Below are 25887 nucleotides of genomic sequence, written 5' to 3'. Positions count from 1 at the left end.
ACCGCTCGCCTGCCTCCAAGATTTTGTGGTGTGCAACAGATGTCAGAGGATCGTGGCAGCGCGGCCGCCCGCCACTTCCTTCAATGCCTCTTGCAACGATGACACTTCATCTTGTGCAAACGACAGCAAGGCATCTTTGTCATTCTCTTGCAAATAGACTTGCTTGATCATGGCCACGCCGCGCAGGCGCAGGGGATTGGCAGCATTCGGGCGCAGCACCGACTGGCGCAAACTGTCGGCCAGTTCGCGCGCCTCGCGCTCGCTGCGGTTGTCGATCAGTTGCTGCAGCTGGGCCAGTTTGTGGCCCAGCGTTTCGGCCTGGTCGGGATGGTCGCGCCCGTCGAGAATGGAGGCGCGCAAGCCGAGCGCGCCCGCGTGCGACTCGTGCGGCCCGGCTGCCACCCCGCGCTTGCTGATCAGGCGGGCGCTGCCGGCGAGGACCGATTCTTCGAGCTTGCGCGCGTCCACGCTGTGGCCCTGGCGCGAGAGCGTGGTGGCCAGGGCCTTTTTACAATGGAGGGTATGCAGGTCGTCCTCGCCGTGCACCCGCTCGTGCACACTTAACAACTGCTGCTGCAGGCGGCGCGCCGCATCAAGGTCGCCATGGTCGCCATAATCGCTGAGCATGGAGGCCAGGCGCAGTTGAATGGACAGCGTATCGGGATGTTCGGCACCCAGACGCCGTTCGCGTCCGGCAGCGAGGGCTTCGAGCACCTTGCGCACGCCATCGATGTCGCTTTGGGCCGCAAGGATTTCAGCCAGCTGCGCGCGCGCGTCCAGGGTGAGCGGATGGTCGTGGCCCAGGTGGCGGTCGCGCGCTTCGACCACGCCCTCCTGCAGCTTGCGCGCATGATTGAGGTCGCCCAGCTCGTAGAGCAGCATGGCCAGCTGCTGGGCGCAGCGCACGGTGTCGGCGTGCTCGTCGCCAAGCAGGCGTTCACGGCCTTCGAGCACCCGTTCGTACACCATGCGGGCGCGCGAAAATTCGCCGCGCCGGGTCAGGGTTTGCGCCTGCCCGGCCAGGCTGTCGAGCGTGAGGGCACTGCCGGCGCCAAACAGGCGCTCACAATCGGCGATGACTTGTTCGTGCAAACTGAGCGCGCGTTCAAATTCGCCCAGTGCCGCCAGGGTGGCGGCCAGCGCGGCGCGCGCGGCCAGCGTGTCGGGGTGGTCGGGGCCAAGCAGGCGCAGACAGTCTTCCACCAGCAATTCGTGCAGGAAGCTGGCCTCGGGCAGCTTGCCGCTGTCGCGCAGCAGCGCCGCCAGGTGGGCCCGGCTGCGGCGGGTATCGGGGTGGTCTTCGCCCAGCACGCGCTGGCGCAGGGCCAGGCTTTCTTCGTAGCAGGCCAGGGCCTGGGCGGCCCTGCCCTGGTCCTGGTACAGCAGACCCAGCGCGTGCAAATCGTGCGCCAGCGGCAGCGAAATGGCGCCGCCCGCGCACTCGCCCAGCAGGGCGCGCGCCTGGGCAATGGCATCGACCAGGCGCACTTCGTCCAGCGACTGCCAGGGAAAGCGGCCTTCGCCCAGCCAGGCCAGCAAGGTCTCGAAGGTGCGCGCCAGCGAAAAGCGGTCGGCCTCGCGCGCGGCCATGGCAGGGAGCTGGTCACCGCCCGACATGGCATTGGTTTGCTGCAGCTGGACTTCGTTGAAGTAGCTCTCGAGTGACAGCTGCGACATGCTGTAGCACTGGCGCAGCAGCTTCTCCAGCACCGGCTGATAGCCTGGCTGCCCGCGCTGGGGATCGCCGCGGCGCCACTGGATACGCCGCTCGCAGTCGGCGCTGTCGATCGATGAGGGCAGCGGATACACCAGCAGCGGGCGCTGCTCTTCCTCGTGGCTGCAGCGGTAATCGATGGCGCGGGTGACCACCCCGGCCAGACCGTCGAGGCTGCGCTGGTTGGGGGTGAACAAGGTGACCAGGCGGGTCGGCAGCAAGGTGGTGCAGATGCTCACGGCAGCCGAGCGGCCACTGCGCGCATCGACCAGCACATGCCGAAAGCGCCGTGCGAGATGGTCGCCAAAGCAGCGGAACAAGGCGGGACAGGCGGTGAACAAGCCATCCCAGTCCATGCGGTCGGCGCGCTCGCCGTAACTGTCGTCCAGCAGGCCGGCGCGCATCAGGTACAGGGGGCGGCTGGCGTCGACCCGCTCGACAAAGGGTTCCCAGTCGATGGCCTCGAGCACCTGGCGCGCCAGCGCGCTGTCGTCGGCAGCGGCAGGCGCGCGCCCCAGGCTGTGCAGGTAGTCGCGGCAGGCCTGAAAATATTCCAGCAGGCCGGGTGCGGCTTGGCCGCAGCCGAAATGGTGATGCAGACCCGGTGATTCGGTGTCCCAATCGATCATCAGCACTGGCACCGTGGCATTGGCCCGGCCCGCCAGCAGTACTGCTGTGTTCGACAGCGCGATACTGCGCGCCGTTCCGCTCTCGAAAGAGTAAAACGTGGTCACCTCGCCGGGAGCGGTTATCGGCGGCAGGGTAATGCGTTTGCGTTCCATTAATGCTCCTCTATTTTTTTGGAAAAGTCAGATCCGGCAGATCGCGCCATTCAGGTGGGACATCGGGGAGCACGAATTGGTTGCAATCATGTCCCACCGGCGTGTACCTTTTTTGGTACTGATAGTGAATAACAATCCGCTCAACAATTTTCTTAATGTCTGGCAGAAAATCGGGATTTGACTTCAGGTCGCTGGTCGCCATCGTGAAATGGGAAAAGTCCACGTACAGGCTGGAATTGGTGATTTGCGGCGGCAGGCGGCCAGGGTGCATGGTCATGATCACGGGAATGATCAAATGGCTGGGCATGGGGTACCACTGGCCGCGCTCCTGCTCCAGCATTTGCATGGCCGCGTATTCGCGCCGGGTGTAACCGTGCGCCTCGTACTTGGGGGTGTAAATCAGAATCATGGACACGCTTTCGCACAGCGCGCGCGCGATGCGGCGGTCAATGTCGTCGCCGCCACCGAGCTGTTCGGTATCGATGAACAGCTCGTCTTCGTTGTCGAAATACGGCTCCAGGTAACAGCGGATCGCATCAGACAGGGCCGCCTTGAACTTGTTCATCAGCTCGTAACGGCCGTGGGCGTAACTGAAGAAACAGCCGTAACGGATTGCCATTTCATTCTCCCTTTTGCGAATGTGCGGACCGGCGCGCGCGCATCCTCGACTTTAACAAGCTCGACATTTGCAGCCTTGCGCTCCCGCAAAGTGCGCAAATCAGGCATAATCAAAAAATCAAACGGTCGTACTATTTTCTTATCATTCAGGAGACGCCAATGAAAGCCGTGGTCTGCAGCGCATGGGGATTGCCCGATACATTAGCCATTCAGGACTTGCCCGATCCCCAGCCCGGTCCCGGCCAGGTGGCACTCGAGGTGATGGCCGCTGGCGTCAACTTTCCCGATGTGCTGATCATCCAGGGCAAGTACCAGTTCAAGCCTGAACTGCCGTTCACGCCAGGCAGCGAACTGTCCGGCGTGGTGCGCGCTGTCGGCGACGGGGTCACCACCTTCAAGGCGGGCGACAAGGTGATTGCCTTCACGGCCCAGGGCGCGTTCGCGCAGCAGATCGTGGTGCCGGTGCACGCCTTGATGCCCATGCCACCTGGCATGGACTTCGACACGGCAGCGGCCATCACCCTCACCTACGGCACGTCGCATCATGCGGTGGTCGACCGCGCCGCCCTCAAAGCCGGCGAAACCATGCTGGTGCTGGGTGCGGCAGGCGGGGTCGGGCTGGCGGCAATCGAGATCGGCAAGGCGCTGGGGGCGCACGTGATTGCGGCCGCGTCCAGCGAAGAAAAACTGGCTGTGTGCCGCGCCCACGGCGCTGACGCCACCATCAACTACAGCAGCGAAGACTTGCGCGAGGCCATCAAGGCGGCCACCGATGGCAAGGGGCCGGATGTGATTTACGATCCGGTTGGCGGCATCTATGCAGAGCCCGCTTTCCGTTCGATTGGCTGGCGCGGGCGCTACCTGGTGGTGGGCTTTGCCAATGGCGAGATTCCCAAGCTGCCACTGAACCTGACCTTGCTCAAGGGCGCCTCATTGATGGGCGTGTTCTGGGGCGAATTTGCCAAGCGCGAACCGAAGGCCAACATGGCGGCCATGCGCCAGTTGATTGGCTGGTTGGGCGAAGGCAAGATTAAGCCGCATATTTCGGGACGTTATGCGCTCAAGGATACGGCGGCGGCGTTGAACGACATGGCGGCGCGTAAAGTGACGGGTAAAGTGGTCATTCAGCCCGGCAAATAACACACACCTCGTCCTCGCGTAGGCGGGGACCCATAGCGCGTTCGCGCAGAGAATACGGGTTTCTCTGCGCGAGCGCGGAATGGGTCCCCGCCTTCGCGAGGACGAGGTTGTGGTTAGTGTTTCGGCTGGAAGGCGCTGGCCAGCACGGTGTTATCGAACGCACTGCCCGTGTTGCCACCGGATGCATAGCGATACAAGGCCGCCGAGTAGATGCCCGACAAGGCGCTCTGGATCAAGCCGCCCACCAGCAGCAGTGCCACCGCACACACCACCACCAGCACCACCAGCACATTGCTGCCCAGCGCCACCGCGCCTGCCAGCAAACCAAACGCGCCAAGCACCAGCGCCATGTACAGCACAACAAAGAAGGTGCTCATGCCGGCCTGGCCAATCACGTTTTCACCCCAGGTGCGCTTGAGCAAAGAGGCACTGTCCTTGATCGACTCGATCGGTCCTTTGTCATGGGCCACCAGCACCGGCACCACCAGGAAGGTGGCGGTGGTCCAGCCCATCCCCAACAGGCCGACAATAATGCGGCCAAGGAAGCCAACTCGTTCTTGAATGGCGCGCAACACCACGCCCACGGTCGCGGCAATGACGGCATAGCCAAAAATGGCGCCCAGGCGGCTGTTGGCAACCTTCAGACCGTCCGACAAGGTCGGCACGCCGCCATCCATGCGGATCATGGCTGCGCCCACCAGGGCCACGTTGAAATAGAAAATCACGAAATACTGAACCACGTAGAACAGGAAGCCCGTCGAGTAAATCATCGCGTTGTTGCCGCGCACGTGATCAAAGGCGTGCAAGCCGAACATGGGCAGGGCAAAGCACAGGACCACCAGCAGCGATGCCAGCCCGGAAATCAAAGGGAAGACCAGCAACTGGCTATCCTGGCGCAGTACGGTGGCGCTGGCTTTGACGAGCTCAAAGCTGCGTTTCAAACGGTCGAACATGGTGTTCTCCTGAGGGGACAAGTGAGGAATCGGGCATGCGAACATGCCAACGATGCACAAAATATCACGTTCCCACAGGAAATGCGACGGTAAAATCACATCCTGCTCACCGCCCTACTTTGCCTGCTCCGCAATCCAGCCGTTGATGCGCGTCTCCAGCAAGCCCAGCGGCAAACTGCCCTCGGCCAGCACGGCATCGTGGAAGCGTGCCAGCTTGAACTTCGGTCCCAGCGCCTTGCTGGCGCGCTCGCGCAATTCGGCAATTTTCAGCGCCCCCACCTTGTAGCCCAGCGCCTGGCCTGGCCAGGCCATGTAGCGTTCGGTGGCGTTGATGGCACTGTCCTTGGTGTCGCCGGCCTGCTCAACCAGATAGTCGACCGTTTGTTCGCGGCTCCAGCCCTTCGCATGCAGGCCGGTATCCACCACCAGGCGCGCGGCGCGGCGCAAGTCCAGCATCAGGAAGCCGGCGTAGGCGTTGGGGTCGTCGTACAGGCCCATCTCCTTGCCAAGCGACTCGGCATACAGCGCCCAGCCCTCGATGTAGGCGTTGTTGCCGCCGAATTTGCGGAACTTGGGCACCGCCAGTGCCTGCTGCTGGGACAGCTGGAAATGGTGGCCCGGATTGCCTTCGTGCAGGAACAAGGCCGTCATCTTGGTGCTGGCGTACGCGGCCGGGTCGGGGATCACGGCCCAGAACATGCCCGGGCGCGAACCGTCGGCAGCTGCGCCAGTGTAATGGTCGGAGGCGGTGTCGCGCGACAAGGCCGGCTCCGCGCGAATCTCGAGCGGCGCTTTGGGCAGGGTGGCAAACAGCTGGGCCAGCTTGGGCTGGATGCGCGCATTCAAATCGCGATATGCCTGCAGCACCGCTTCATCGCTCTTGAACGGACGGTATTTGGGCTGCTCGGCCAGCCAGCGCGGCAAGCCGGCCGGGCTGCCGGTGTAGCCCAGCTTGGGGCCGAGCTTGGCCAGTTCGGCATGGATGCGCGCCACTTCGGCCAGGCCGATGCGGTGAATCTCGTCCGGTGTCAGATTGCTGGTTGTTTGCACTGCCACCCAGTTCTGGTACCAGGCGGCGCCGTCCGGCAGCGCGCCCCAGCCAGCGCTCTCGCGCGCTGCGGGCAGATAATCGTTTTCCAAAAACACGGCCAGCTTGCGCAGCGAGGGCAGCACCTTGTCGCGCACGGCATTGGCGTAGGCGCCCTTCAGGCGCGCCTTCTCGCCCGCGCTGAAACTGGCGGGCAGATTGCTGATCGGGGTATAAAAATCGCTTTTCGCGAGCGGTGCCGCGGCCAGCGCCTTGATTTGCGGCAGCAGTCCCGTCACCAGGGCCTTGGGCAGCACGATCTTGTCGCGCATGCCCACCCGCATGTTGGCAATGGCCGCGTCGATCCACTGCGGCATGGCCTCGACCCGTTTCAGGTAAGCCTGATACTGTGCCACCGTGGTCAAGGGCTGCGAACTTTGGCCGCTGCCGAAGTTGGCCAGCACCACGGGCAGGCTGTCCATGTGCGACATGGGCATCAGGTAATCCTTGAACGGCTCCATGCGCAGCTGGGCCGCCAGTTCGAAGGCAAGAATATCGAAGGTAGTGATGTCGGCTGGCGCCAGTTTGCTGCGGTCGATGCGCGTGAGCGCTTCGTGGGTGTCGTGCAGCATGGCAAACTGGCGCGCGCGCACGGCCGGCATGAGCGTCATGGGCAGCAAATCGTCAAAGCGGTTGTCGCCCGAGAAGGTGGCATTGAGCGGCTCGAAGCGCGCCTGGGCGTCGTAGTACTTCTCGGCCAGGGCCGCCAGCTGCTGGGCCGCGCTCTCGCTGTGCACGGCGTCGGCGGCATGCGCCAACGGTGCCATGCCCATCAAGCCAGCGCCCGCCAGTGCTGCTGCCAATACCACTGCCTTGAACATTGCCATCGCTATTCCTCTGCACTCGGTTGTTGCGGTTTGAAGAACGCGACCACGTCTGCTTCCAGACGGGTGCGCTTGAATGAAGGCAGGCTTTGCCACACACGCTTGCCGTACGACTTGCTGATCAGGCGCGGGTCGCAAATCATCAGCACGCCGCGATCGGTTTCGTCGCGGATCAGGCGCCCGGCGCCCTGCTTGAGGTTGATGATCGCTTCCGGCAGCGTGTGGTGCATGAAGCCGTTCATGCCCTGCTTTTCCATCACGTCAATGCGGGCCGCCAGCACCGGATCGTCGGGCGGCGCGAACGGCAGCTTGTCGATGATGACCAGCGAGAGCGCGTCGCCGCGCACGTCCACGCCTTCCCAGAAACTCTGGCTGCCCACCAGCACCCCGTTGCCGGCATTGCGGAAAGAGTCGAGCAATTCGGTGCGGCCGCGCTCGCCCTGCACAAACAGGGGGAAGTTCAGACCGCGATTGGCAAACTCGTCGCGCAGGCGTTCCGACACCTGCTTGACCGCGCGAATGGTGGTGCACAAAAAGAATGTGCGCCCGCCAGCCGCCTCGATGACCGGCAGCGCGGCGTCGATCACGGCATCGGTGTAGCCGAAGGAATTCGGTTCCGGCAAGCCGTTGGGCACATACAGCAAGCCCTGCTGCTCGTAGTTGAAGGGACTGGGCCAGGTTTGCGCCGGTTCGCCCGTCAGCCCCATTTGATTGGAAAAATGCTTGAAGTCGTTTTTGACAGCCAGCGTGGCCGAGGTAAAGATCCAGCTGCGCGGCGTGCCTTCACGCTGATTGGTGAAGATGGGCGCAATCGACAGCGGTGTCTTGTGCAAATGCAGGGAGGAAGAGAAAGCTTCGACCCACAGCACGGCCTGGTCGCCCTCGACCATTTTGCCTTTGCCGTCCGGCTTCCAGCCATCAAGCCCTGCCGCCAGTTCGACCGCGCGCACGCGCACTTGTTCCAGCGTTTCAGCGCGAGCCGCGTTTTCTTCCAGCACATCGATCATCTCGGCCAGCTTTTGCTTGAGGTTTTCAAGCGCCGGGAAAAAATCGGACGACGGCATGATCTGCGCCAGCGACAAACGCATGATGTCTTGCGGGAAGGTCAGGCGCAGGTCGCGCGCTGCCTTCTCCACCACGGTGACGGTCTTGGCCCAGTCGGGCCCGCCGCGCGCGTGCGCCAGGCCTTCGGCCAGCACGTCGCGGCACAGCTCCAGAATTTGCGAGGTCGACACGGTCTGGCCAAAGAACAGGGTGGCGGTGTCGGGCAGCTGGTGCGCTTCGTCGAAGATGATGGTATTGGCTGACGGCAGCAGCTCGGCCACGCCGGTGTCTTTCAGCGCCACGTCGGCAAAGAACAGGTGGTGATTGACCACCACCACATCGGCCTGCTGCGCTTCGCGGCGCGCCTTCATGACAAAGCAATCCTGGTAGTACTGGCACTCGGTGCCCATGCAGGTATCGCGGGTGGAGGTCACCAGGTTCCAGATCTGCGCGTTTTCCGGTACCTTGGCCAGCTCGGCCTTGTCCCCGGAAGTGGTCATTTTGATGAAGCGCGAGATTTCACGCAGGTTGCCCACGTCGTCGCGCGAGGTCATGCGGCCGTTCTGCAAGGTCCGTTCAAGGTGGTAATGACAGACATAATTGGAGCGTCCCTTGAGCAGGGCTACCGAGACGGGGGCGCGCAAGGCAGCGCGCACCGTCGGAATGTCGCGCAGAAACAACTGATCTTGCAGATTTTTGGTACCGGTCGACACGATGGTTTTACCGCCCCACAGCAAGGCCGGGACGAGATAAGCAAAGGTCTTGCCCGTGCCCGTGCCGGCTTCGGCAATCAAAGTGGTCTGGTCGGCAATGGCCTGGGCAATCGCCTTGGCCATTTCGGTTTGCGAGCGGCGCGGACTGAAACTGCCCACGGCAGGCGCGAGTGGACCGCCCGCACTGAACAGGCGGTCGATCTCGGCATCGTGTTTGCCGGCGGGCGCGCCATCGCGCTCGGCCTCGGGTGGGGCGTCGGTGCGGGCCAGGGGCGCGCTGTTTGAATCGGTCAAGGTGGCGTTTCAGTGATGCGAAGACGGATCAGGCCGGGACGTCCGGCACCAATTGCATTTTCAACAAGGTGATATGGTCTTTCAGCTGCAACTTGCGCTTTTTAAGGCGGCGCAACTGTAACTGGTCGTGGTGCCCGTCCAGGATTAACATGTCTATGACCGCATCCAGGTCGCGATGTTCCACATCGAGCTCAATCAGGCGGCGCTGGATTTCTTGGACATCAGTCATGGTGTTGAGGTTCCCAGCAGGTATATTTCAAGTTTGGCATTGGTGCGGGCTCGGAAGCGCATTACAATCGGTAACAATTCGTGTCGCTTAGTAAATAGTCTCCACTTGCAACATTTGGCCTTCCCGGTGCATAGTTTAATATACGCCGACGTTGCCGCCAATATAGATTGATGGCTAGAGAAAAAAGCAATATGGTAACGCAGCCGGGACACATCACAAGTTTATGACTCCATACAAGCTAGAAGCGGGGACTGCGCAGCACATCGGCAGCCGTCCGCAACAAAACGATCGTACTGCCCTGTTCACCGGCGCGCGCGCGCCCGGCTTCGTGCTGGCCGTGCTGGCCGACGGTTTGCTGGGCGGCTCTGCCGCGTCCGAACAGGTGCTGCACACAGCGAAACAAGTATTTGATGAATTCAAGCCGGGCGATAACCCGAGCAATGAACGTCTGGGCGATCTGCTGCGCGAAATCGTGCACGAGACCCACATGATCATCAAGATGAACTCGTTCACCACCAAGATCGAAGCCCATTGCAGCTTTGTCGGCCTGATCATCACACCCGATGGGCGTGCCGTCTGGGGCCATGTGGGCGATTCGCGCCTGTACCACTTCGTCAAGTCCGAGTGCGTGCTGCGCACCAATGACACGGCCTATATCGACCACCTGGTGGCAACCGACAAGCTGCCGCTGGAAGCGGCCAAGAATCACCGCCATTCGAAGCTGCTGCTCAATGTACTGGGCAATAGCCGCAAGGAACCGTTCACTACCGTTGGCGTGCACGAGAACGTCGTTGCCGGCGACAGCTTCCTGCTCTGCACGGACGGCCTGTGGCATTTCTTCACCGACCGGGAACTGGGCGCAGTCACCAGCAAGGCAACCCCACGCACGGCCTCGGAAATGTTGATCAACAAGGCCAATGAGCGCGCGCAGGGCAAGGGCGACAATTGCACCATGGCGATCATCAAGTTCGTCAAGCTGCCCAAGGAAGAAAAGAACTACACCGTCGAAAAGATGCGCCGGGCTGTCTAAACAGCATAGCGACAAATGAAAACGCCGCATTCGTGAAAGCGAATGCGGCGTTTTTTATGTTGGCCCCAAAACATCGTCCTCGCGAAGGTGCCGGCGCATGCGCCGGCCCCATGCCACGCTAAACGACTTCGGGGACATGGAATAGGTCCCCGCCTCCGCGAGGACGAAGTTATTTGGACGGGTCGGCGGCGCGGGCAGCTTTTTCTGCCTTCTCCGCCTTTTTCTTGGCCACTTTCAATTGCCGCTGCGCCGATTCCAGCTTGCGCTGCTCGAACGCCTGCGCATTCGCTGCGCGTTTGGGCGCATCAGCCTGCTCGCGCGCCGCGGTGCGCGCCAGCTTGGCATCGTGCGCCGCCTTGCGTTCGGCCAGCGACGCACGTGGCGCCACCGGCTTGCGCACGGGCGCAGCCTTGGGTGCCTCCGGCGGCGCCGCTGCAGCGCGCGCCTCGCCCTCCTCGAACTCTTTGACCGCCAGCGCCACATCGCGGTCGCGCTGTTCGACGTTTGCCTGACGGCGGAAATGCTCGGCTTCGACCTCGATCGCACGTTGGTAAGCCAGCGCGCCGCGGCGTTTTTCCTTGGCTTCGTCCAGACAGCTATTGACGAAGAACTTTGCATAGCACACGCGCTCGCTGGCGCTGAACTCGGCCTCGATGGCAGCGCGGTCGACCTTGACCTTCTCAATCCGGGCCGTCGCTTCAGCCACCGAAGTGGATGGCGCCACGACCGGGGTGATGTTCGGGGGCAGGAGCACCGTGGTGCAGGCGCCCAGGCCTGCTGCGCACGCGGCCATTGCCATCCCGCGCAGCGTGCGCCGTACAAATCCTTGCTTCATTTTTCTTGTCCTTTAAAGCTGGTCAGGACAGCGATTCGGCCGCACTGCGCCGTTCCGCATCCATGTATTCACGCGATTGCATTTCAATGATACGCGAGACCGTGCGATGAAACTCGTTTGACAGCGTGCCCTGGGTGTACAGCTCTTCGGGCACCACTTCGGCCGACATCAGCAGCTTGACCTTGTGATCGTAAAAAACGTCGATCAGCCAGGTGAAGCGGCGTGCCTCGGACGACTGCGCCGCCGACATGGCGGGAATGCCGGACAGGATCACGGTATGGAAGCGGCTGGCCAGTTCCAGGTAGTCGTTCTGCGAACGCGGACCGCCGCACAGGGTGACGAAGTCGAACCAGATGATGCCGCCGGCGCGGCGCAGCGCATGGATCTCGCGGCCCTCGATGCGCACGTGCGGATCTTCGTCAGCCACCTCGGCGATTTTTGCGTAAGCGGTGCGCAGGGCCTGGTCGGCCGCCGCGCCCAGCGGGGTGTAGTAACTGTCCACCTGTTCCAGCGCGCGCTTGCGGTAATCGGTGCCGGCGTCGACGTTCAATACATCGAGCTTTTCCTTGATCAGCGCGATGGTCGGCAGCATGCGGTCGCGGTGCAGGCCGTCCGGGTACAGCAGGTCGGGGTCGTAATTGGACGTCATGACAAACGACACGCCGTTGTCGAACAGGGCTGACAGCAGGTTGTACAGGATCATGGCATCGGCGATGTCGGAGACGTGGAATTCGTCGAAGCAGATCAGGCGGTATTTTTTGGCGATGTTACGCGCCACGTCGTTGAGCGGATCCGCGATGCCCTTCATGTCATCGAGCTGGCGGTGCACATCGCGCATGAATTCGTGGAAGTGCACGCGGGTTTTGCGTACCACCGGCACCACGGAGTAAAAGCTGTCCATCAAGAACGACTTACCGCGGCCCACACCACCCCACAGGTACACGCCACGCGGTACGTCGGGCCGGTTGATCAGGCGCTTGAAGGTTGATGAACGTTTGCCGCGATAGTCTACCCAATCCTCGTAGAAGCGCTGCAGCCGGTCGACGGCGCGTTGCTGGGCCGGATCGGACTGATAGCCGCGCTGGGCAAGGGAATGCTGGTAGTACTCTTGGACGTTCATTGAGGCGCTTCTAGAAACTGCAGAGGATAAAAAGGGACATCTTAAAACCACATCGCCCTCGCGAAGGCGGGGGCCCATGCCACGTCCCCGAATTCGGTAACATGGTATGGCCCCCCGCCTCCGCGAGGGCGACGGTGGTTTAGAAATTCAGCGAACGCTTGTCAATGGCGAGCGCGGCTTCCTTGGTCGCTTCCGACAGCGATGGGTGCGCGTGGCAGATACGCGCGATGTCTTCGGACGAAGCACGGAACTCCATCGCCACCACGGCTTCCGAAATCAGCTCGGACGCCATCGGGCCAACAATGTGCACGCCCAGGATTTCATCGGTCGTAGCATCGGCCAGGAACTTGACCATGCCCGACGTGTCGCCCAGCGCGCGCGCACGGCCATTGGCCATGAACGGGAAGGTGCCAGCCTTGTACGCCACACCGGCCGCTTTGAGTTGCTGCTCGGTCTGACCGACCCACGCGATTTCCGGCGAGGTGTAGATCACCCAGGGAATCGTGTTGAAGTTGGTGTGACCATGCTGACCGGCGATGCGCTCGGCCACGGCAACACCCTCTTCTTCTGCTTTGTGCGCCAGCATCGGACCACGCACCACGTCGCCCACCGCCCATACGCCTGGCAGGTTGGTCTTGCAGTCGTCATCCACGGCGATGAAGCCGCGCTCATCCAGCTTCAGGCCCACCGCGTCGGCATTCAGGCCATTGGTGTTTGGCACGCGGCCGATCGAGATGATCAGCTTGTCGAATACGGCTTTCTGGGCCGCGCCGGTCGAATCCGCGTATTCCACGGTCACGTCGTTCTTGCCGGCGCTGACCTTGCTGATCTTGACGCCCAGGTTGATGTTCAAACCCTGCTTGGTAAACAGCTTGTGCGCTTCCTTGGCGATTTGCTCGTCAACTGCGCCCAGGAAGGTCGGCAGACCTTCCAGCACGGTCACTTCAGCGCCCAGACGGCGCCACACGCTGCCCATTTCCAGACCGATCACGCCGGCGCCAATCACGCCCAGCTTGGCCGGTACCGCATCGATGGCCAGTGCGCCGGTGTTCGACAAAATCAGTTTTTCATCGAACGGTGCACCTGGCAGTTCGCGCGCATTCGAGCCGGTGGCCACGATCACGTGCTTGGCCTGCAGCGATTCGGCATTGGCGCCGGTCACGCTGACGGTGTAGCCACCATCGGCTGCGCCGGCAAACGCGCCGCGGCCGTGGAAGAAAGTGACCTTGTTTTTCTTGAACAGGTACAGGATGCCATCGTTGTTCTGCTTGACGACAGTCTCTTTGCGCTTGAGCATTTGCGGCAGGTTCAGCGACAGACCGGCGACATCGATGCCGTGTTCCTTGAAGGCGTGACCGGCGTGCTCGAAGTGCTCCGACGATTGCAGCAGCGCTTTCGATGGGATGCAGCCAACGTTGGTGCAAGTGCCGCCTGGGGCAGGACCGCCCTTGGCATTGGCCCATTCATCGATACAGGCAACCGAAAAGCCCAGCTGCGCTGCGCGGATGGCGGCGATGTAGCCGCCAGGACCGGCGCCGATGACGACGACGTCGAATTGTTTAGAAGTGCTCATTTACGTAATCCTTTTATTCTTCTGGTACGAATATCCACATCAGCAGATAGATCAGGAAACCGAATCCGGCGAAGATGGTGCACAGCGCGAAAACCAGGCGCCATACCCACGATTCCACACCCGAGACCTTGCCCAGCCCACCGCACACGCCGCCCAGCCAGCGGTCGCCGCGCGCACGGCGCAGGCGCGACACTTCGTTGACAAAGTCGTCGGTGGCGTTGCCGCTCGAGGCGGCGCTCTGCCCCGGCTTGTTCAGGTTGACGGAGGCGTTCAGCAGCTTGGCCTTGGCCTGTTCGAATTCGGCTGCGGAGAGCGCGCCGGCTTGATGCAGTTCGTGCAAACGCTTGATTTCATCGGAGATATTCACGGTGCTTCAACCTCACTAAAAATGATCAGCATGGCACGCGCTGCCGCCAGCGCGTTCCTTCTTCTTACAGGTCCAGCAGCAGACGCGATGGATCTTCCAGCGTTTCCTTCATGGTGACCAGACCCAGGACGGCTTCGCGGCCGTCGATGATGCGGTGGTCATACGACATGGCCAGGTAGTTCATCGGACGCACCACGATCTGGCCGTTTTCGACGACAGCGCGGTCTTTGGTAGCGTGCACGCCCAGAATGGCCGACTGTGGCGGGTTGATGATCGGGGTCGACAGCATGGAGCCGAAGGTGCCGCCGTTCGAGATCGAGAAGGTACCGCCGGTCAGGTCTTCCAGGGTCAGCTTGCCTTCCTTGGCCTTGGCGCCGAATTCACCGATTTTCTTCTCGATTTCAGCGATCGACATCTGGTCGGCATTGCGCAGAATTGGCACCACCAGGCCGCGTGGCGAACCGACCGCGATACCGATGTCGAAGTAACCGTGGTAGACGATGTCGTTGCCATCGACCGAAGCGTTGATGATCGGGTACTTCTTCAGGGCTGCCACAGCGGCCTTGACGAAGAAGGACATGAAGCCCAGCTTGACGCCGTGCTCTTTCTCGAACTTGTCCTTGTACTTGTTGCGCAGGTCGATCACCGGCTGCATGTTCACTTCATTGAACGTGGTCAGGATCGCGTTGGTCGACTGCGACTGCACCAGACGCTCGGCGATACGGGCGCGCAGGCGGCTCATTGGCACGCGCTCTTCCGGACGGTCACCCAGGTTCACGCTAGGCGCGGCAACCTGCTGCAGCGCAGGCTTGGCAGCGGCTGGCGCCAGCGGTGCTGGTGCGGCAGGCTTGACGGAACCGGCTGCAACCGCGCCCAGGACGTCGCCCTTGGTCACGCGGCCATCTTTGCCGGTGCCCGACACGTCAGCGGTGGTCATGTTGTTATCGGCCAGGATCTTGGCGGCGGCCGGCATGGCCACGTCGCCCTTGTTGCCACCCGCTGCTGCGGCTGGCGCGGCCGGTGCTGCCTGCACAGGTGCTGCTACTACAGCCACCGGGCTCGCTTGTGCCGATGCTTCGGTATCGATGATGGCGATCACTTCGCCGGCGACTACGGTGCTGCCGTCGCCCTTGACGATCTGAGTGATCACGCCGGCGGCAGGCGCTGGCAGTTCGAGCACGACCTTGTCGGTCTCGATGTCGATCATGTTTTCGTCGCGGCTCACTTGCTGGCCGACTTTTTTATGCCATGCCAGCAGGGTCGCTTCTGCAACCGATTCCGACAGTACTGGGACTTTAACTTCGATTTGTGCCATGAAAAACTCCGTATCTTGTTTTTAGTGGCGCCCCGCTTGTGGCAGGGCGCATTCTCTAATGTCTTATTTGGTCAGAATGAAACCCTTGAGTTTCGCGAATGCGGTTTCCAGCAGTTCCTTCTGCTGCGCATTGTGCTTGTCGCTGTAACCGACGGCCGGCGAGGCCGATGCAGGACGGCCTGCATACGCCAGACGCTGACCCGATTCCAGGCTCTCAAAGATGTTGTGCTGAATCTGGAACCATGGCCCCTGATTCTGCGGTTCATCCTGGCACCATACCAGCTCGGTCGCATTCGGGAACTTCTTCAGTTCGGCCGCAAACGACTTGTGCGGGAATGGATAGAGCTGTTCGATACGGATGATGGCCACGTCGGTGGTACCGCGGGTTTTGCGGCTGTTCACCAGATCGTAGTAGACCTTGCCCGAGCAAGCGATCACGCGCTTGACCTTGGAGGCGACGATCTTCTCGTCGGTCTCGCCGATCACGGTCTGGAACGCGCCCTTGGCCAGTTCCGACAATGGCGACGAAGCGTCCTTGTTACGCAGCAGCGACTTCGGCGTCATGATGACGAGCGGCTTGCGGAACTGGCGCACCATCTGGCGACGCAGCAGGTGGAAGATCTGCGCACCGGTGGTTGGCTGCACCACTTGCATGTTGTTGTCTGCGCACAGCTGCAGGAAACGCTCAGGACGGGCAGACGAGTGCTCCGGACCCTGGCCTTCGTAACCGTGCGGCAGCATCATGACCAGGCCCGAAGCGCGGCCCCACTTCACTTCGCCCGAGGCGATGAACTGGTCGATCACCACTTGCGCGCCGTTGGCGAAGTCGCCGAACTGGGCTTCCCAGATGGTCAGGGTGTTCGGTTCCGCGGTCGAGTAGCCGTATTCGAAGGCCAGTACGGCTTCTTCGGACAGCACCGAGTCGATCACGGTGAACGGTGCCTGGCCTTCGGACACATTGCACAGCGGGACATAGGTCCCTGCATCCCAGCGTTCGCGGTTCTGATCGTGCAGCACGGCGTGGCGGTGGGTGAAGGTGCCGCGGCCGGCATCCTGGCCCGACAGGCGGATGGCGTAGCCGGAAGCGACCAGCGAGGCGTAAGCCAGATGCTCGCCCATGCCCCAGTCCAGGTTCATTTCGCCGCGGCCCATGGCAGCACGGTCAGCCAGGACCTTCTCGACCAGCGAGTGGACCTTGAAGTCTTCCGGCACGGTGGTCACGCGGGTGGCCAGGCGTTTCAGTTCGGTCAGCGGCACGGCGGTGTCGGCCGAATCGGTCCACTTCTTGTTCAGGAACGGCAGCCAGTCGACCGCGTACTTGTTCTTGAAGTTGGAGATGACCGGATCGATCGTGTGCTTGCCGGCGTCCATGGCGTCGCGGTAGGCCGACACCATCTTGTCGCCGCCGTCGGCTGGCAGGGTGCCCTGGGCGATCAGCTTGTCCGCATACAGCTTGCGGGTGCCTGGATGCTGGCCGATTTTCTTGTACATCAGCGGCTGGGTCAGCGCTGGCGTGTCTTGTTCGTTGTGACCAAGCTTGCGGTAGCAGATGATGTCAACCACAACATCCTTCTGGAACTGCACGCGGTAATCCATGGCGATCTGGGTCGCCAGCACCACGGCTTCAGGGTCGTCGCCGTTCACGTGCAGGACCGGCGCTTCGATCATCTTGACCACGTCCGAGCAGTACAGCGTCGAACGGGCGTCGCGCGGGTCGGAGGTGGTGAAACCGATCTGGTTGTTGATCACGATGTGGACCGTGCCGCCCGTGCCGTAGCCACGGGTCTGCGCCAGATTCAGCGTTTCCATGACCACGCCCTGGCCGGCAAATGCGGCGTCACCGTGGACCAGGATTGGCAGCACTTGGGCGCCATCCTTGTCGCCGCGGCGTTCCATGCGCGCTTTGACCGAACCTTCAACCACCGGGTTGACGATCTCAAGGTGCGATGGGTTGAAGGCCAGCGACAGGTGCACCGGACCGCCGGCAGTCGAGATATCGCTCGAGAAACCCTGGTGGTACTTGACGTCGCCCGATGGCAGATCGTCGCCATGCTTGCCTTCGAATTCTTCGAACAGTTCCTGCGGCGACTTGCCCAGGGTGTTGACCAGCACGTTCAAGCGGCCGCGGTGGGCCATGCCGATCACGATTTCCTGCACGCCCTTTTCACCGGCGCGCTGGATGGTTTCGTCAATCGCCGCGATGAAGGATTCGGAGCCTTCCAGCGAGAAGCGCTTGGCGCCAACGTACTTGGTGTGCAGATAGCGTTCCAGGCCTTCGGCCGCGGTCAGGCGCTCGAGGATGTGGGCTTTTTTCTCGGCCGTGAACGACGGGGTCGAGCGGATTGCTTCGAGTTTTTCTTGCAGCCAGCGCTTTTCCGCCGGATCGCCGATGTACATGAACTCGGCGCCGATCGAACGGCAGTAAGTATCGCGCAGCATGTTGAGCAAGTCGCGCAGGGACGCGGTCTCTTGCCCGAAATAGGTATTGCTGATGTTGAACACGATATCCATGTCGGCATCGGTGAAGCCGTAGAACGATGGATCGAGTTCAGGAATCGTTGGGCGTTCCTGGCGCTGCAGCGGGTCCAGATTGGCCCACTGCGAACCGAGGTAGCGGTAAGCGGCGATCAGCTGGGTGACGGCGACGCGCTTGCGGCCCATGTCCGGGTCGGTGGACGCGGTGACCACGCGGATCGGGCCCTGCTTGGCACGCTCGGCGAACGAAGCGATGACGGACGAATGCACGACGTCGGGCTTGCTGGAGCCATCGACAGCGGGGACATTCTGCATGGAATCGAAGTAGGCGCGCCAGTTGTCGGGCACAGAACCTGGATTGTCCAGGTAGGCTTCATACAACTCTTCTACGTACGGCGCGTTACCGCCGAACAAATAGGAGTTGGCGGTGTATTGTTGCATCATCTTGCTCACCTTTCTTCGCGCTTCGCGAGTTTGGCGGGTTAATCTAACCTTCCGCGACACGGCCTGACCGGTTAGCGGATTGCACATCAAGTTGTGGGGAAGGACTTGTACTGCTCACTAAATCCCGACACTGAGCGGGAAAATAGCACGCGCCATTGTATCCCAACTTTCCACGTGGTGAAAAAAGACTGTGGCAAAAAATTTGCCCAATAGATACAAAATGTAACGTACCAAATTGCCAAGGAAGGGAAAACACCTTTCCTTTAAAACAACATCGCCCTCGCGAAGGCGGGGGCCCATCCCATGTTACCGAATCCGGACGCATGGAATAGGCCCCCGCCTACGCGAGGGCGATGTGGGGTGACGCTAATTAAAACGCGATATTGGCCGTCAGCTGCGCCGAACGCGGCGCACCAGTATTAATGCGCGAGCCGCCGTTGTTCAGCGAAGCCACGTAGAACTTGTCAAACAAGTTATACACGTTCAGCTGCAAGGACACGTTCCGGGCCACCTTGTAGCTCATCATCGCATCGACCACCGCATACGACGGGATCTCAGGCACACCGTTCGACGGTGCTGCATTCGGCGCCACAACCCGTTTTTGCTCCGAGGTATAACGCACGCCGCCACCGAAGGTAAAGGCATCATTCAGCTTATAAGTCGACCACAAGGTCGCGCTCAGGTCAGGCGACCAGCGGGTGGCCGAATCGGCTGGATTGCTTGGATTGCCTTCCAAAATAGTCGCATCCATCGTAGCCACGCCGGCAATAATGTTCCAATCGCGCGTAATCTGCCCCACCACGCCCAGTTCCACACCTTCCACGCGGCGCTTGCCCAGCTGCGAGTACTGATGGGTGACCGGGTCTTCCAGCGTGAACTCGTTGGTGTTGTCAGTACGGTACACAGCAGCCGTCACTGCCAGCTTCTTCTGAATCAGATCCCACTTGGTGCCGAACTCGATATTGGTGGTCTTGGACGGGTCCATGGCCGGGCCATTGACATTACCGGCAGTCGACACCAGCGAGAAATTGGCGCCGCCGGGCGGGGTTTGCGAGGTGGCGTACGACAGGTAGATGCTGCCATCCTGGGTTGGCTTGTACAGCGCGCCCGCTTTCCAGCTGGTCAAGTTGCCCGATTTTTCCAGGTGGCTGCCCAGCAGCGTGCCCACTGGCAGCGTTGGGTTCGCCGTGGCCGTCGACAGGCTGGCTGCGCTGGTTTCAGTGTTGTAGTGCTCGGTGCGCACGCCACCATTGATCTGCCACTGGTCATTCAATTTGATCGTGTCGAAGGCGTACAGCGCGGCGGTAGTCGTCGAGCCCTTGGTGTACACGCCGTTCAGCACCGGATTGTAATTACCCGGCACAGCCAGGCTGACCGGGCTGTACAGATTGGCGTTGACCGCATCACCCAAGCCAACCCGGGTCAGCGACAGCTGCTCTTCGGACAGCAATTCCACGCCCGTCGACAGGGTGTGGGTCAGGCCGCCGGTGGCGAACTCGGTCACGATGTTGGTGGTGTTGGCGAGAATTTTATTGTCCTGCAACACGCTCTGACGGGTGCGCGCCACTTGCCAAGTGGCTGGATTGCCCAGCAGGACAGCCGGGGCCGTGGCGGTGGCCGGGGTGGTGGCGGCAGTAATGCCGTTCACGCCAGTCAAAATGCGGTCGATCTTGGTCTTGCCGTAGCGGCTGGTGTTGGTGAGCTTGGACTTGGCGCCCAGTTCGTGCTCAATCTTCACGGTCAGCATGTCAGCGTCGACCTTCTCGAAGTCGCTGTCGTAGCCATAGTAGTTCTCGTTGTCCACGCGCCCGGCGCTGCGCAGCGCGCTGGCAACAGCCGCGTTGGTGTTGGTGCTGTTGTAACCCATGATGCCGATAGCCGGGATCGCGCCGTCCGGCATGCCATCCTGACGGATGTGCTGCGAGTACAGGAATACCTTGGTCGGGCCGCCCAGGCCAAAGGCCAGCGATGGCGCAATGCCCACGGTTTTCTTTTCAATGACCTTGCGGCCCATTTGCCCGCCGTCCTGGGCGATGGCATTGATGCGGAAAGCGCTGCTGTCGCTCAACTTGCGATTCAGGTCGGCCGTCACGCGGGCTTTCTCGCCGCTGTCGTAAGCGATGGTACCGCTGGCAGCATCTTCCAGCGATGGCAATTTGGACGCCAGGTTGATGTAGCCGGAAGCCGCGCCGCGGCCCACGTCGGTGCCGGCCGGGCCCTTCGACACTTCGATCTGCTCGATATTGAATACGTCACGGGTGACCGCGCCCAGGTCACGGATGCCATCGATGAAAACCGAAGACTGGGTCGAAAAGCCGCGCATCTGGAACGTGTCGCCAGCGCTGGTGTTGCCGTTTTCGCCCAGCTGCAAGGTGATGCCCGGGGTGTTGCGCAAGGCATCCACCAGGGAACCAGCGCCCTGCTCCTGAATGACTTCCTTCTTGATGACGGTAATGGTCTGGGTGGTGTCGACCAGCGGCTGGGTCAACTTTGGCGAGGACACCTTGTCCGCCTTGTAAGGCGCATCCGCAGTGGCGGTCACGTGCAGTTCCTGCAGCGTCGCTTCTTTTGGCTCGGTGCTTTGCGCGTGAGCGGCAATTGGCGAACCCAGGGCGGCCAGCGCGATCAGAGATTGGGGCAACAAGGGGTGGCGTGCCGATGCGTGCTTGCGATTGCGAATGTAAGACAAAGAGTTCTCCCAGCGGGTTGAAGGTCATGGTTGGCTTGCTGACATGAACACCACAGCTGGCTGGCCCCTAATTTGGAATGCGAATGATAATGGTTCTCATTCATAAATGCAAGATACATAGCAGATACTTTTCTTTACTTTTCTATTTGCAATAAGGTTTGACGCAGTAAATGATAATCGTTATCATTTGCATTCCTCATGCATATTGAAAGCGCCAATGCCGCCGCAGCCAACGCCCGTTCCCAACGCCAGCCGTGCCGTGTGGCTCAAGAATTTGCACCGTTGGCACTGGATCAGCGCGGCGCTCAGTCTGACCGGCATGCTGCTGTTTGCCATTACCGGTTTCACCCTCAATCACGCCACCCAGATCGAAGCCAAACCGAGTGTTGTCAAGCGCACGGCCACCCTGCCCGCTCCGCTGCAGACGGTGCTGCGCACCGAAGGCGAACGCCTTTCCGGCAAGCGCGCTCCCTTGCCAGCCGCGCTGGCCGACTGGGCCCGCACCAGCTTTGACATCAACGTGGCCGGCATGGAAGCAGAATGGGAAGAAGACGAAGCCTACGTGCCCATGGCGCGCCCGGGTGGCGACGCCTGGCTGCGCATTGCCGCCGACGGCGCGGCCGAATACGAAAAGACCGACCGCGGCATGGTGTCGTGGCTGAACGACTTGCACAAAGGCCGTAACACCGGCGCGGTCTGGAGCTGGTTCATCGACATTTTTGCGATCGCCTGCATGGTGTTTGCGATCACCGGATTCTTGATCATGAAACTACACGCGGCCAACCGGCCGTCCACCTGGCCTGTGATCGGCTTCGGCATGCTGGTGCCGATCCTGCTCGCGCTTTTATTTACCCACTAAGCAGACACACATGAAACTACACCACACCCTGGCGCTGACGCTGCCAATGCTGAGCAGCTGGGCAGTCGCCGCCGACATGTCCGTCAAGTTCGAAATCCCGCAGCTGAACGTGGCCGAATACCACCGTCCTTACGTGGCCATGTGGCTGGAAAAAGGCGACAACGCCTTCGTCACCAATCTGGCGGTGCTGTACGACGTCAAGAAGAAAGACAATGCAGGCACCAAGTGGGTCAAGGATCTGCGCACCTGGTGGCGCAAGAGCGGGCGTGATGTGAACCTGCCGATGGATGGCGTCTCGGGCGCCACCCGCACTGCTGGCGAACAGAAAATCAGCTTTGGTCCGGCCCGTACCGGCTTTGACAAGCTGCCCGCTGGCGACTACCAGCTGGTGATCGAAGCGGCGCGTGAAGCGGGCGGGCGCGAACTGGTGCGCGTGCCATTCAAGCTGCCGCTCAAAGCAGCGCAGACGGCCAGCGCCAGCGGCAAGGAAGAAATCGGTGCGGTATCCCTTCAAATCACTCCATAAGGCTGGCCATGAAAAAGCTCACTAAAACCGTGCTGGCCATTGCGCTGGCCACCGTCACCCTGCAAGCGAGCGCGCACCGCGGCTGGCTGTACCCGCAAACGACCAACGTCGAAGCCAAAGAAGCCTGGGTTACCATCGACGGCGCCATCTCCGAAGGCCTGTTCGACGTCGACCACGTCGCGCTCAAGCTGGACGGCGCTACCGTGACCGGGCCCGATGGCGTGACCGCGCCGATTCCAACGCCGGTGCAAGGCAAGCAGCGCAGCACGTTCGACCTGAAGCTGGCGCAGGATGGCACCTACAAAATCGCGCTGGTCACCCAGGCCGTCATGGGCAGCTACAAAGACAAGGCCAGCGGCGAGACCAAACGCTTCCGCGGCAGTGAAGAATCGTTCGCCAAAGACGTGCCGGCTGACGCGCAGGACCTGAAAACGGTGCGCACCCACGCACGCCTGGAGACCTTCGTCAGCGCCAACAAGCAAAGTACCGGTGCCCTCAAGCCGTCCGGCGTGGGCCTGGAACTGGTGCCAGTGACCCATCCGACCGACCTGCGCGCGGGCGAAACGGCAAAATGGCGCTTCCAGCTTGACGGTAAAGCGCTGCCGCAGTTTGCGTTCAGCCTGACGCCAGGGGGCGTACGCTATCGCGGCGTGCTGGGCGAACAGCGTCTGACGACCGACGCCAACGGCGAAATCTCGCTCAAGCTGCCGGCAGCGGGCATGTACTGGCTCAACGCCGCGTACCCGGTCGCCACCGGAAAAGGCATGCCGCCCGCCGACGGCCCGTCGAACACGCGCCGTTACAGCTACGCTGCCACGCTCGAAATCCTGCCGGAATAAGCCCTGCCAATGCGCCGCGTTCTGGTTCCACTGACCGTCTCTTCGGGTTTGCCCGCGGCAGGCAGCGAAGTGCGCCAGATCGGCGGGACCAGCATGGGCACCACATGGTCAGCGCGCGTGGTTCTGGAGCCTGGCGCCAGCCGCGAAGCACTGGCCGGCGAACTGCAACACCAGCTCGACCAGGTGGTGGCAGAAATGAGTCACTGGGAACCTGATTCAAACCTGAGCCGCTATAACAGTGCGTCTGCAGGCAGCTGGCACACCATGCCGCAAGCCTTCTGCGATGTCGTCAGCTACGCGCTGGAAGTGGCTCGCATCAGCGGCGGCGCCTACGATCCCTGTGCGGGAGCCTTGGTCAATCGCTGGGGCTTCGGCGCGCGCAAGCGCTACGACGGCCCCGATTTTTACGCCCCCGCCGATGCTGACTTGAAAGCGATCCTGGCACGCAGCGACCGCGAACGCGTCCAGTTCGACGCCCGCGAACGCCGCATTTTGCAGCCGGGCGGCGTGCAGCTTGATCTGTCTTCGGTGGCCAAGGGACATGCCGTGGACCGTCTGGCGCAGCACCTGGAAACGAGCGGGATTGACCATTATCTGGTCGAGGCAGGGGGCGAACTGCGCGGCGCAGGCATGAAACCCGATGGTCAGCCGTGGTGGGTCACACTCGAAGCCGTGCCCGGCGAAAGCGCCAATGACGCCGTCGTGGTGGCCTTGCACGGACTGGCCGTTGCCACCTCAGGCGACTACCGGCGCTTCTATCAGCATCAAGGCGAGCGCGCCTCCCATACGCTGGACCCGCGCAGCGGCTACCCGATTGACAACGGTGTGGCGTCGGTCACGGTACTGCACCGGGAGTGCATGGCCGCCGACGCGCTGTCGACCGCGCTGACCGTACTCGGCCCTGATGAAGGCATGCGCCTCGCGCAGGCCCAAGGTCTGGCAGCCCGCTTCGTGTTGCGCACGGCCACCGGGTTTCAGGAACTCGGCTCCACCGCATTTAACGAACTGCTTCAATGATCAATCTCGACCCCGTCCGCCTGGCTGTCGCCGCAGGCATGCTGCTGGCATACGCCGCCATGTGCTTTGCCCTCTGGCGCAGCAGCAGCAAGCGCTGCGCCCCGGATGAGGCGGCCGACTGGCTGGTGGTGTACGCCAGCCAGACTGGCACCTGTGAATACCTGGCCGGACAAACCGTGGCAACCCTGCGCACCGGTGGCCTGCGTGCACGCGCTGCCAGCATGGACGATATCGCCGAGGCGCAACTGCGCAATGCCAACCGCATTCTGTTCATCGTCAGCACCTATGGCGAAGGCGACCCGCCCGATAGCGGCGCGCGTTTCGCCGGAATGCTCGGCGGGCTCGATGCATCGCTCGGCGAGCTGCATTACGCCGTCCTGGCGATGGGTGACAGCAGCTACGTCAATTTCTGCGGCTTTGGGCGATACCTGGACGCGGCCTTGCAGGCGCGTGGTGCGCAGCCCCTGTTCCAGCGCGTTGAAGCTGACCGCAGTGCGCCCGCCGCCATCGAAGCATGGCAGCACCATCTGAGCCACCTGGCCGGCACCAGCGATGCGCCCGACTGGAGCGCTCCTGCCTATGGTGAGTGGCGCATTGGAGAACGCGCGCTGCTTAACCCGGGCAGCGCCGGCGCGCCTGTGTACCGGGTTACGCTGCGTCCAGCAGGCGCGCTCCTGCCCGACTGGCAAGCCGGCGACCTGGTCCAGATCAGTGCACCGGGCGACCCGGCCTACCCGCGCGAGTACTCGATTGCTTCGCTGCCGGCCGACGGTCAAATCGAACTGCTGGTCCGTTTGCACGTGCGCGACGATGGCAGCCATGGCGTTGCTTCAGGCTGGCTATGCCTGCAGGCGCCCGAACAGGACACCATCCAGATGCGCGTGCGCCAGCATAGCCGCTTCCAGCAAGGCGGCAACGCCGCGCGACCGATGATCCTGATCGGGAATGGCACCGGCATTGCCGGGCTGCGCGCACACCTGAAGCACCGGATTGCCAATGGCCGGCGTGACAACTGGCTGGTGTTCGGGGAACGCAACGCTGCGCACGACCATTTCTGTCGCGACGACATCGACGCCTGGCAGCGTGACGGCGCGCTTGCGTCGCTCAGCCTGGCCTTCTCGCGCGACGGCGCCGAGCCCCGTTACGTGCAGCACGCGCTCAGTGCGCAGGCGGAGCAAGTACGCCAATGGGTTGCGCAGGGGGCGGCCATTTACGTGTGTGGCAGCCTGCAAGGCATGGCTGCTGGCGTACACGACGCCCTGCTCGCTGCGCTCGGTCAGCAACAGCTTGACCAGCTCGACGCCGAAGGCCGCTACCGCCGCGATGTCTACTGAAATGTAAAGCCCACAATTTCTCCACATTTGGCGTGCAGGCTGGTGGCGCGATACACTCTGTGCATT

The 25887-nt window shown here is 62.0% G+C and carries 20 protein-coding genes; 7 read left to right on the top strand and 13 right to left on the bottom strand.

The genetic code is table 11. The annotated features are described in order from the left end of the window. Positions 1 to 42: 42 nt before the first annotated feature. Together BUC24_RS04500 and BUC24_RS04495 are read right to left on the bottom strand one after the other, a co-directional pair. Positions 43 to 2496, bottom strand: a complete 2454-nt coding sequence (locus BUC24_RS04500) for a tetratricopeptide repeat protein (RefSeq protein WP_073212913.1) — start codon at positions 2494 to 2496, stop codon at positions 43 to 45. Between the two features lie 10 nt (positions 2497 to 2506). Then, positions 2507 to 3115 carry a toll/interleukin-1 receptor domain-containing protein gene (locus BUC24_RS04495; RefSeq protein ID WP_073212912.1) on the bottom strand — a complete coding sequence of 203 codons (609 nt, stop codon included), beginning with the start codon at positions 3113 to 3115 and terminating at the stop codon, positions 2507 to 2509. Between the two features lie 158 nt (positions 3116 to 3273). Here BUC24_RS04495 and BUC24_RS04490 point away from each other — a divergent pair, with 158 nt between their 5' ends. Further along, positions 3274 to 4254 (top strand): NADPH:quinone oxidoreductase family protein, encoded by a 981-nt coding sequence (locus BUC24_RS04490; protein WP_073212911.1) that lies wholly within the window; start codon positions 3274 to 3276, stop codon positions 4252 to 4254. Between the two features lie 113 nt (positions 4255 to 4367). Here BUC24_RS04490 and BUC24_RS04485 read toward each other — a convergent pair whose 3' ends face one another. The 4 genes from BUC24_RS04485 to BUC24_RS04470 form a co-directional block, all read right to left on the bottom strand. Continuing rightward, positions 4368 to 5207 carry a DUF6159 family protein gene (locus BUC24_RS04485; RefSeq protein ID WP_073212910.1) on the bottom strand — a complete coding sequence of 280 codons (840 nt, stop codon included), beginning with the start codon at positions 5205 to 5207 and terminating at the stop codon, positions 4368 to 4370. A gap of 114 nt (positions 5208 to 5321) precedes the next feature. Then, a complete protein-coding gene (locus BUC24_RS04480; protein WP_229448027.1) occupies positions 5322 to 7121 on the bottom strand; it encodes a DUF885 domain-containing protein in 1800 nt (599 codons plus the stop codon). A 2-nt stretch (positions 7122 to 7123) separates the two neighbouring features. Continuing rightward, a complete protein-coding gene (locus BUC24_RS04475; RefSeq protein ID WP_073214774.1) occupies positions 7124 to 9145 on the bottom strand; it encodes a DNA repair helicase YoaA in 2022 nt (673 codons plus the stop codon). Between the two features lie 52 nt (positions 9146 to 9197). Continuing rightward, complete coding sequence (locus BUC24_RS04470) at positions 9198 to 9398, bottom strand: YdcH family protein (protein WP_073212909.1); 201 nt, start codon at positions 9396 to 9398, stop codon at positions 9198 to 9200. A gap of 223 nt (positions 9399 to 9621) precedes the next feature. On the opposite strand from BUC24_RS04470, the gene BUC24_RS04465 reads away from it, so the two are divergent. After that, positions 9622 to 10428 (top strand): PP2C family protein-serine/threonine phosphatase, encoded by an 807-nt coding sequence (locus BUC24_RS04465; RefSeq protein WP_073212908.1) that lies wholly within the window; start codon positions 9622 to 9624, stop codon positions 10426 to 10428. Positions 10429 to 10597: 169 nt separating this feature from the next. Here BUC24_RS04465 and BUC24_RS04460 read toward each other — a convergent pair whose 3' ends face one another. From BUC24_RS04460 to BUC24_RS04430, 7 genes are all read right to left on the bottom strand, one after another. Next, positions 10598 to 11263, bottom strand: a complete 666-nt coding sequence (locus tag BUC24_RS04460; protein WP_073212907.1) for a hypothetical protein — start codon at positions 11261 to 11263, stop codon at positions 10598 to 10600. Between the two features lie 22 nt (positions 11264 to 11285). Further along, complete coding sequence (gene zapE / locus BUC24_RS04455) at positions 11286 to 12383, bottom strand: cell division protein ZapE (protein WP_073212906.1); 1098 nt, start codon at positions 12381 to 12383, stop codon at positions 11286 to 11288. Positions 12384 to 12522: 139 nt separating this feature from the next. Further along, positions 12523 to 13956, bottom strand: coding sequence for a dihydrolipoyl dehydrogenase (gene lpdA / locus BUC24_RS04450; RefSeq protein WP_073212905.1), 1434 nt, complete (start codon positions 13954 to 13956; stop codon positions 12523 to 12525). 13 nt (positions 13957 to 13969) lie between these two features. After that, positions 13970 to 14323 (bottom strand): PspC domain-containing protein, encoded by a 354-nt coding sequence (locus BUC24_RS04445; protein WP_073212904.1) that lies wholly within the window; start codon positions 14321 to 14323, stop codon positions 13970 to 13972. A 64-nt stretch (positions 14324 to 14387) separates the two neighbouring features. After that, the gene (gene odhB / locus BUC24_RS04440) at positions 14388 to 15638 is read right to left on the bottom strand and encodes a 2-oxoglutarate dehydrogenase complex dihydrolipoyllysine-residue succinyltransferase (protein ID WP_073212903.1); all 1251 of its coding nucleotides are present in this window, start codon (positions 15636 to 15638) and stop codon (positions 14388 to 14390) included. Between the two features lie 63 nt (positions 15639 to 15701). After that, positions 15702 to 18557: a 2-oxoglutarate dehydrogenase E1 component gene (locus tag BUC24_RS04435; protein WP_073212902.1), complete on the bottom strand. Its 2856-nt coding sequence runs from the start codon at positions 18555 to 18557 to the stop codon at positions 15702 to 15704. A gap of 370 nt (positions 18558 to 18927) precedes the next feature. After that, positions 18928 to 21246 carry a catecholate siderophore receptor Fiu gene (locus BUC24_RS04430; RefSeq protein WP_073212901.1) on the bottom strand — a complete coding sequence of 773 codons (2319 nt, stop codon included), beginning with the start codon at positions 21244 to 21246 and terminating at the stop codon, positions 18928 to 18930. A gap of 217 nt (positions 21247 to 21463) precedes the next feature. Between BUC24_RS04430 and BUC24_RS04425 the strand changes: the two genes are divergently transcribed. From BUC24_RS04425 to BUC24_RS04405, 5 genes are read left to right on the top strand one after another with little or no spacing between them, the layout of a single operon-like run. Next, on the top strand, positions 21464 to 22105 hold the full coding sequence (locus tag BUC24_RS04425; RefSeq protein ID WP_073212900.1) for a PepSY-associated TM helix domain-containing protein: 642 nt from the start codon (positions 21464 to 21466) through the stop codon (positions 22103 to 22105). Between the two features lie 10 nt (positions 22106 to 22115). Beyond that, positions 22116 to 22631: a DUF2271 domain-containing protein gene (locus tag BUC24_RS04420; protein ID WP_073212899.1), complete on the top strand. Its 516-nt coding sequence runs from the start codon at positions 22116 to 22118 to the stop codon at positions 22629 to 22631. Between the two features lie 8 nt (positions 22632 to 22639). Continuing rightward, positions 22640 to 23470, top strand: coding sequence for a DUF4198 domain-containing protein (locus tag BUC24_RS04415; RefSeq protein WP_073212898.1), 831 nt, complete (start codon positions 22640 to 22642; stop codon positions 23468 to 23470). A 9-nt stretch (positions 23471 to 23479) separates the two neighbouring features. Continuing rightward, positions 23480 to 24487 (top strand): FAD:protein FMN transferase, encoded by a 1008-nt coding sequence (locus tag BUC24_RS04410; RefSeq protein ID WP_073212897.1) that lies wholly within the window; start codon positions 23480 to 23482, stop codon positions 24485 to 24487. After that, complete coding sequence (locus tag BUC24_RS04405) at positions 24484 to 25821, top strand: sulfite reductase subunit alpha (RefSeq protein WP_073212896.1); 1338 nt, start codon at positions 24484 to 24486, stop codon at positions 25819 to 25821. Before BUC24_RS04410 ends, BUC24_RS04405 begins: the two co-directional genes overlap by 4 nt. The last annotated feature ends 66 nt before the right edge of the window (positions 25822 to 25887 follow it).

Origin of the sequence: Massilia sp. CF038 (assembly GCF_900129765.1) — a bacterium.
Lineage (GTDB): Bacteria > Pseudomonadota > Gammaproteobacteria > Burkholderiales > Burkholderiaceae_D > Telluria_A.
This window is presented reverse-complemented; position numbering and strand designations above follow the sequence as displayed.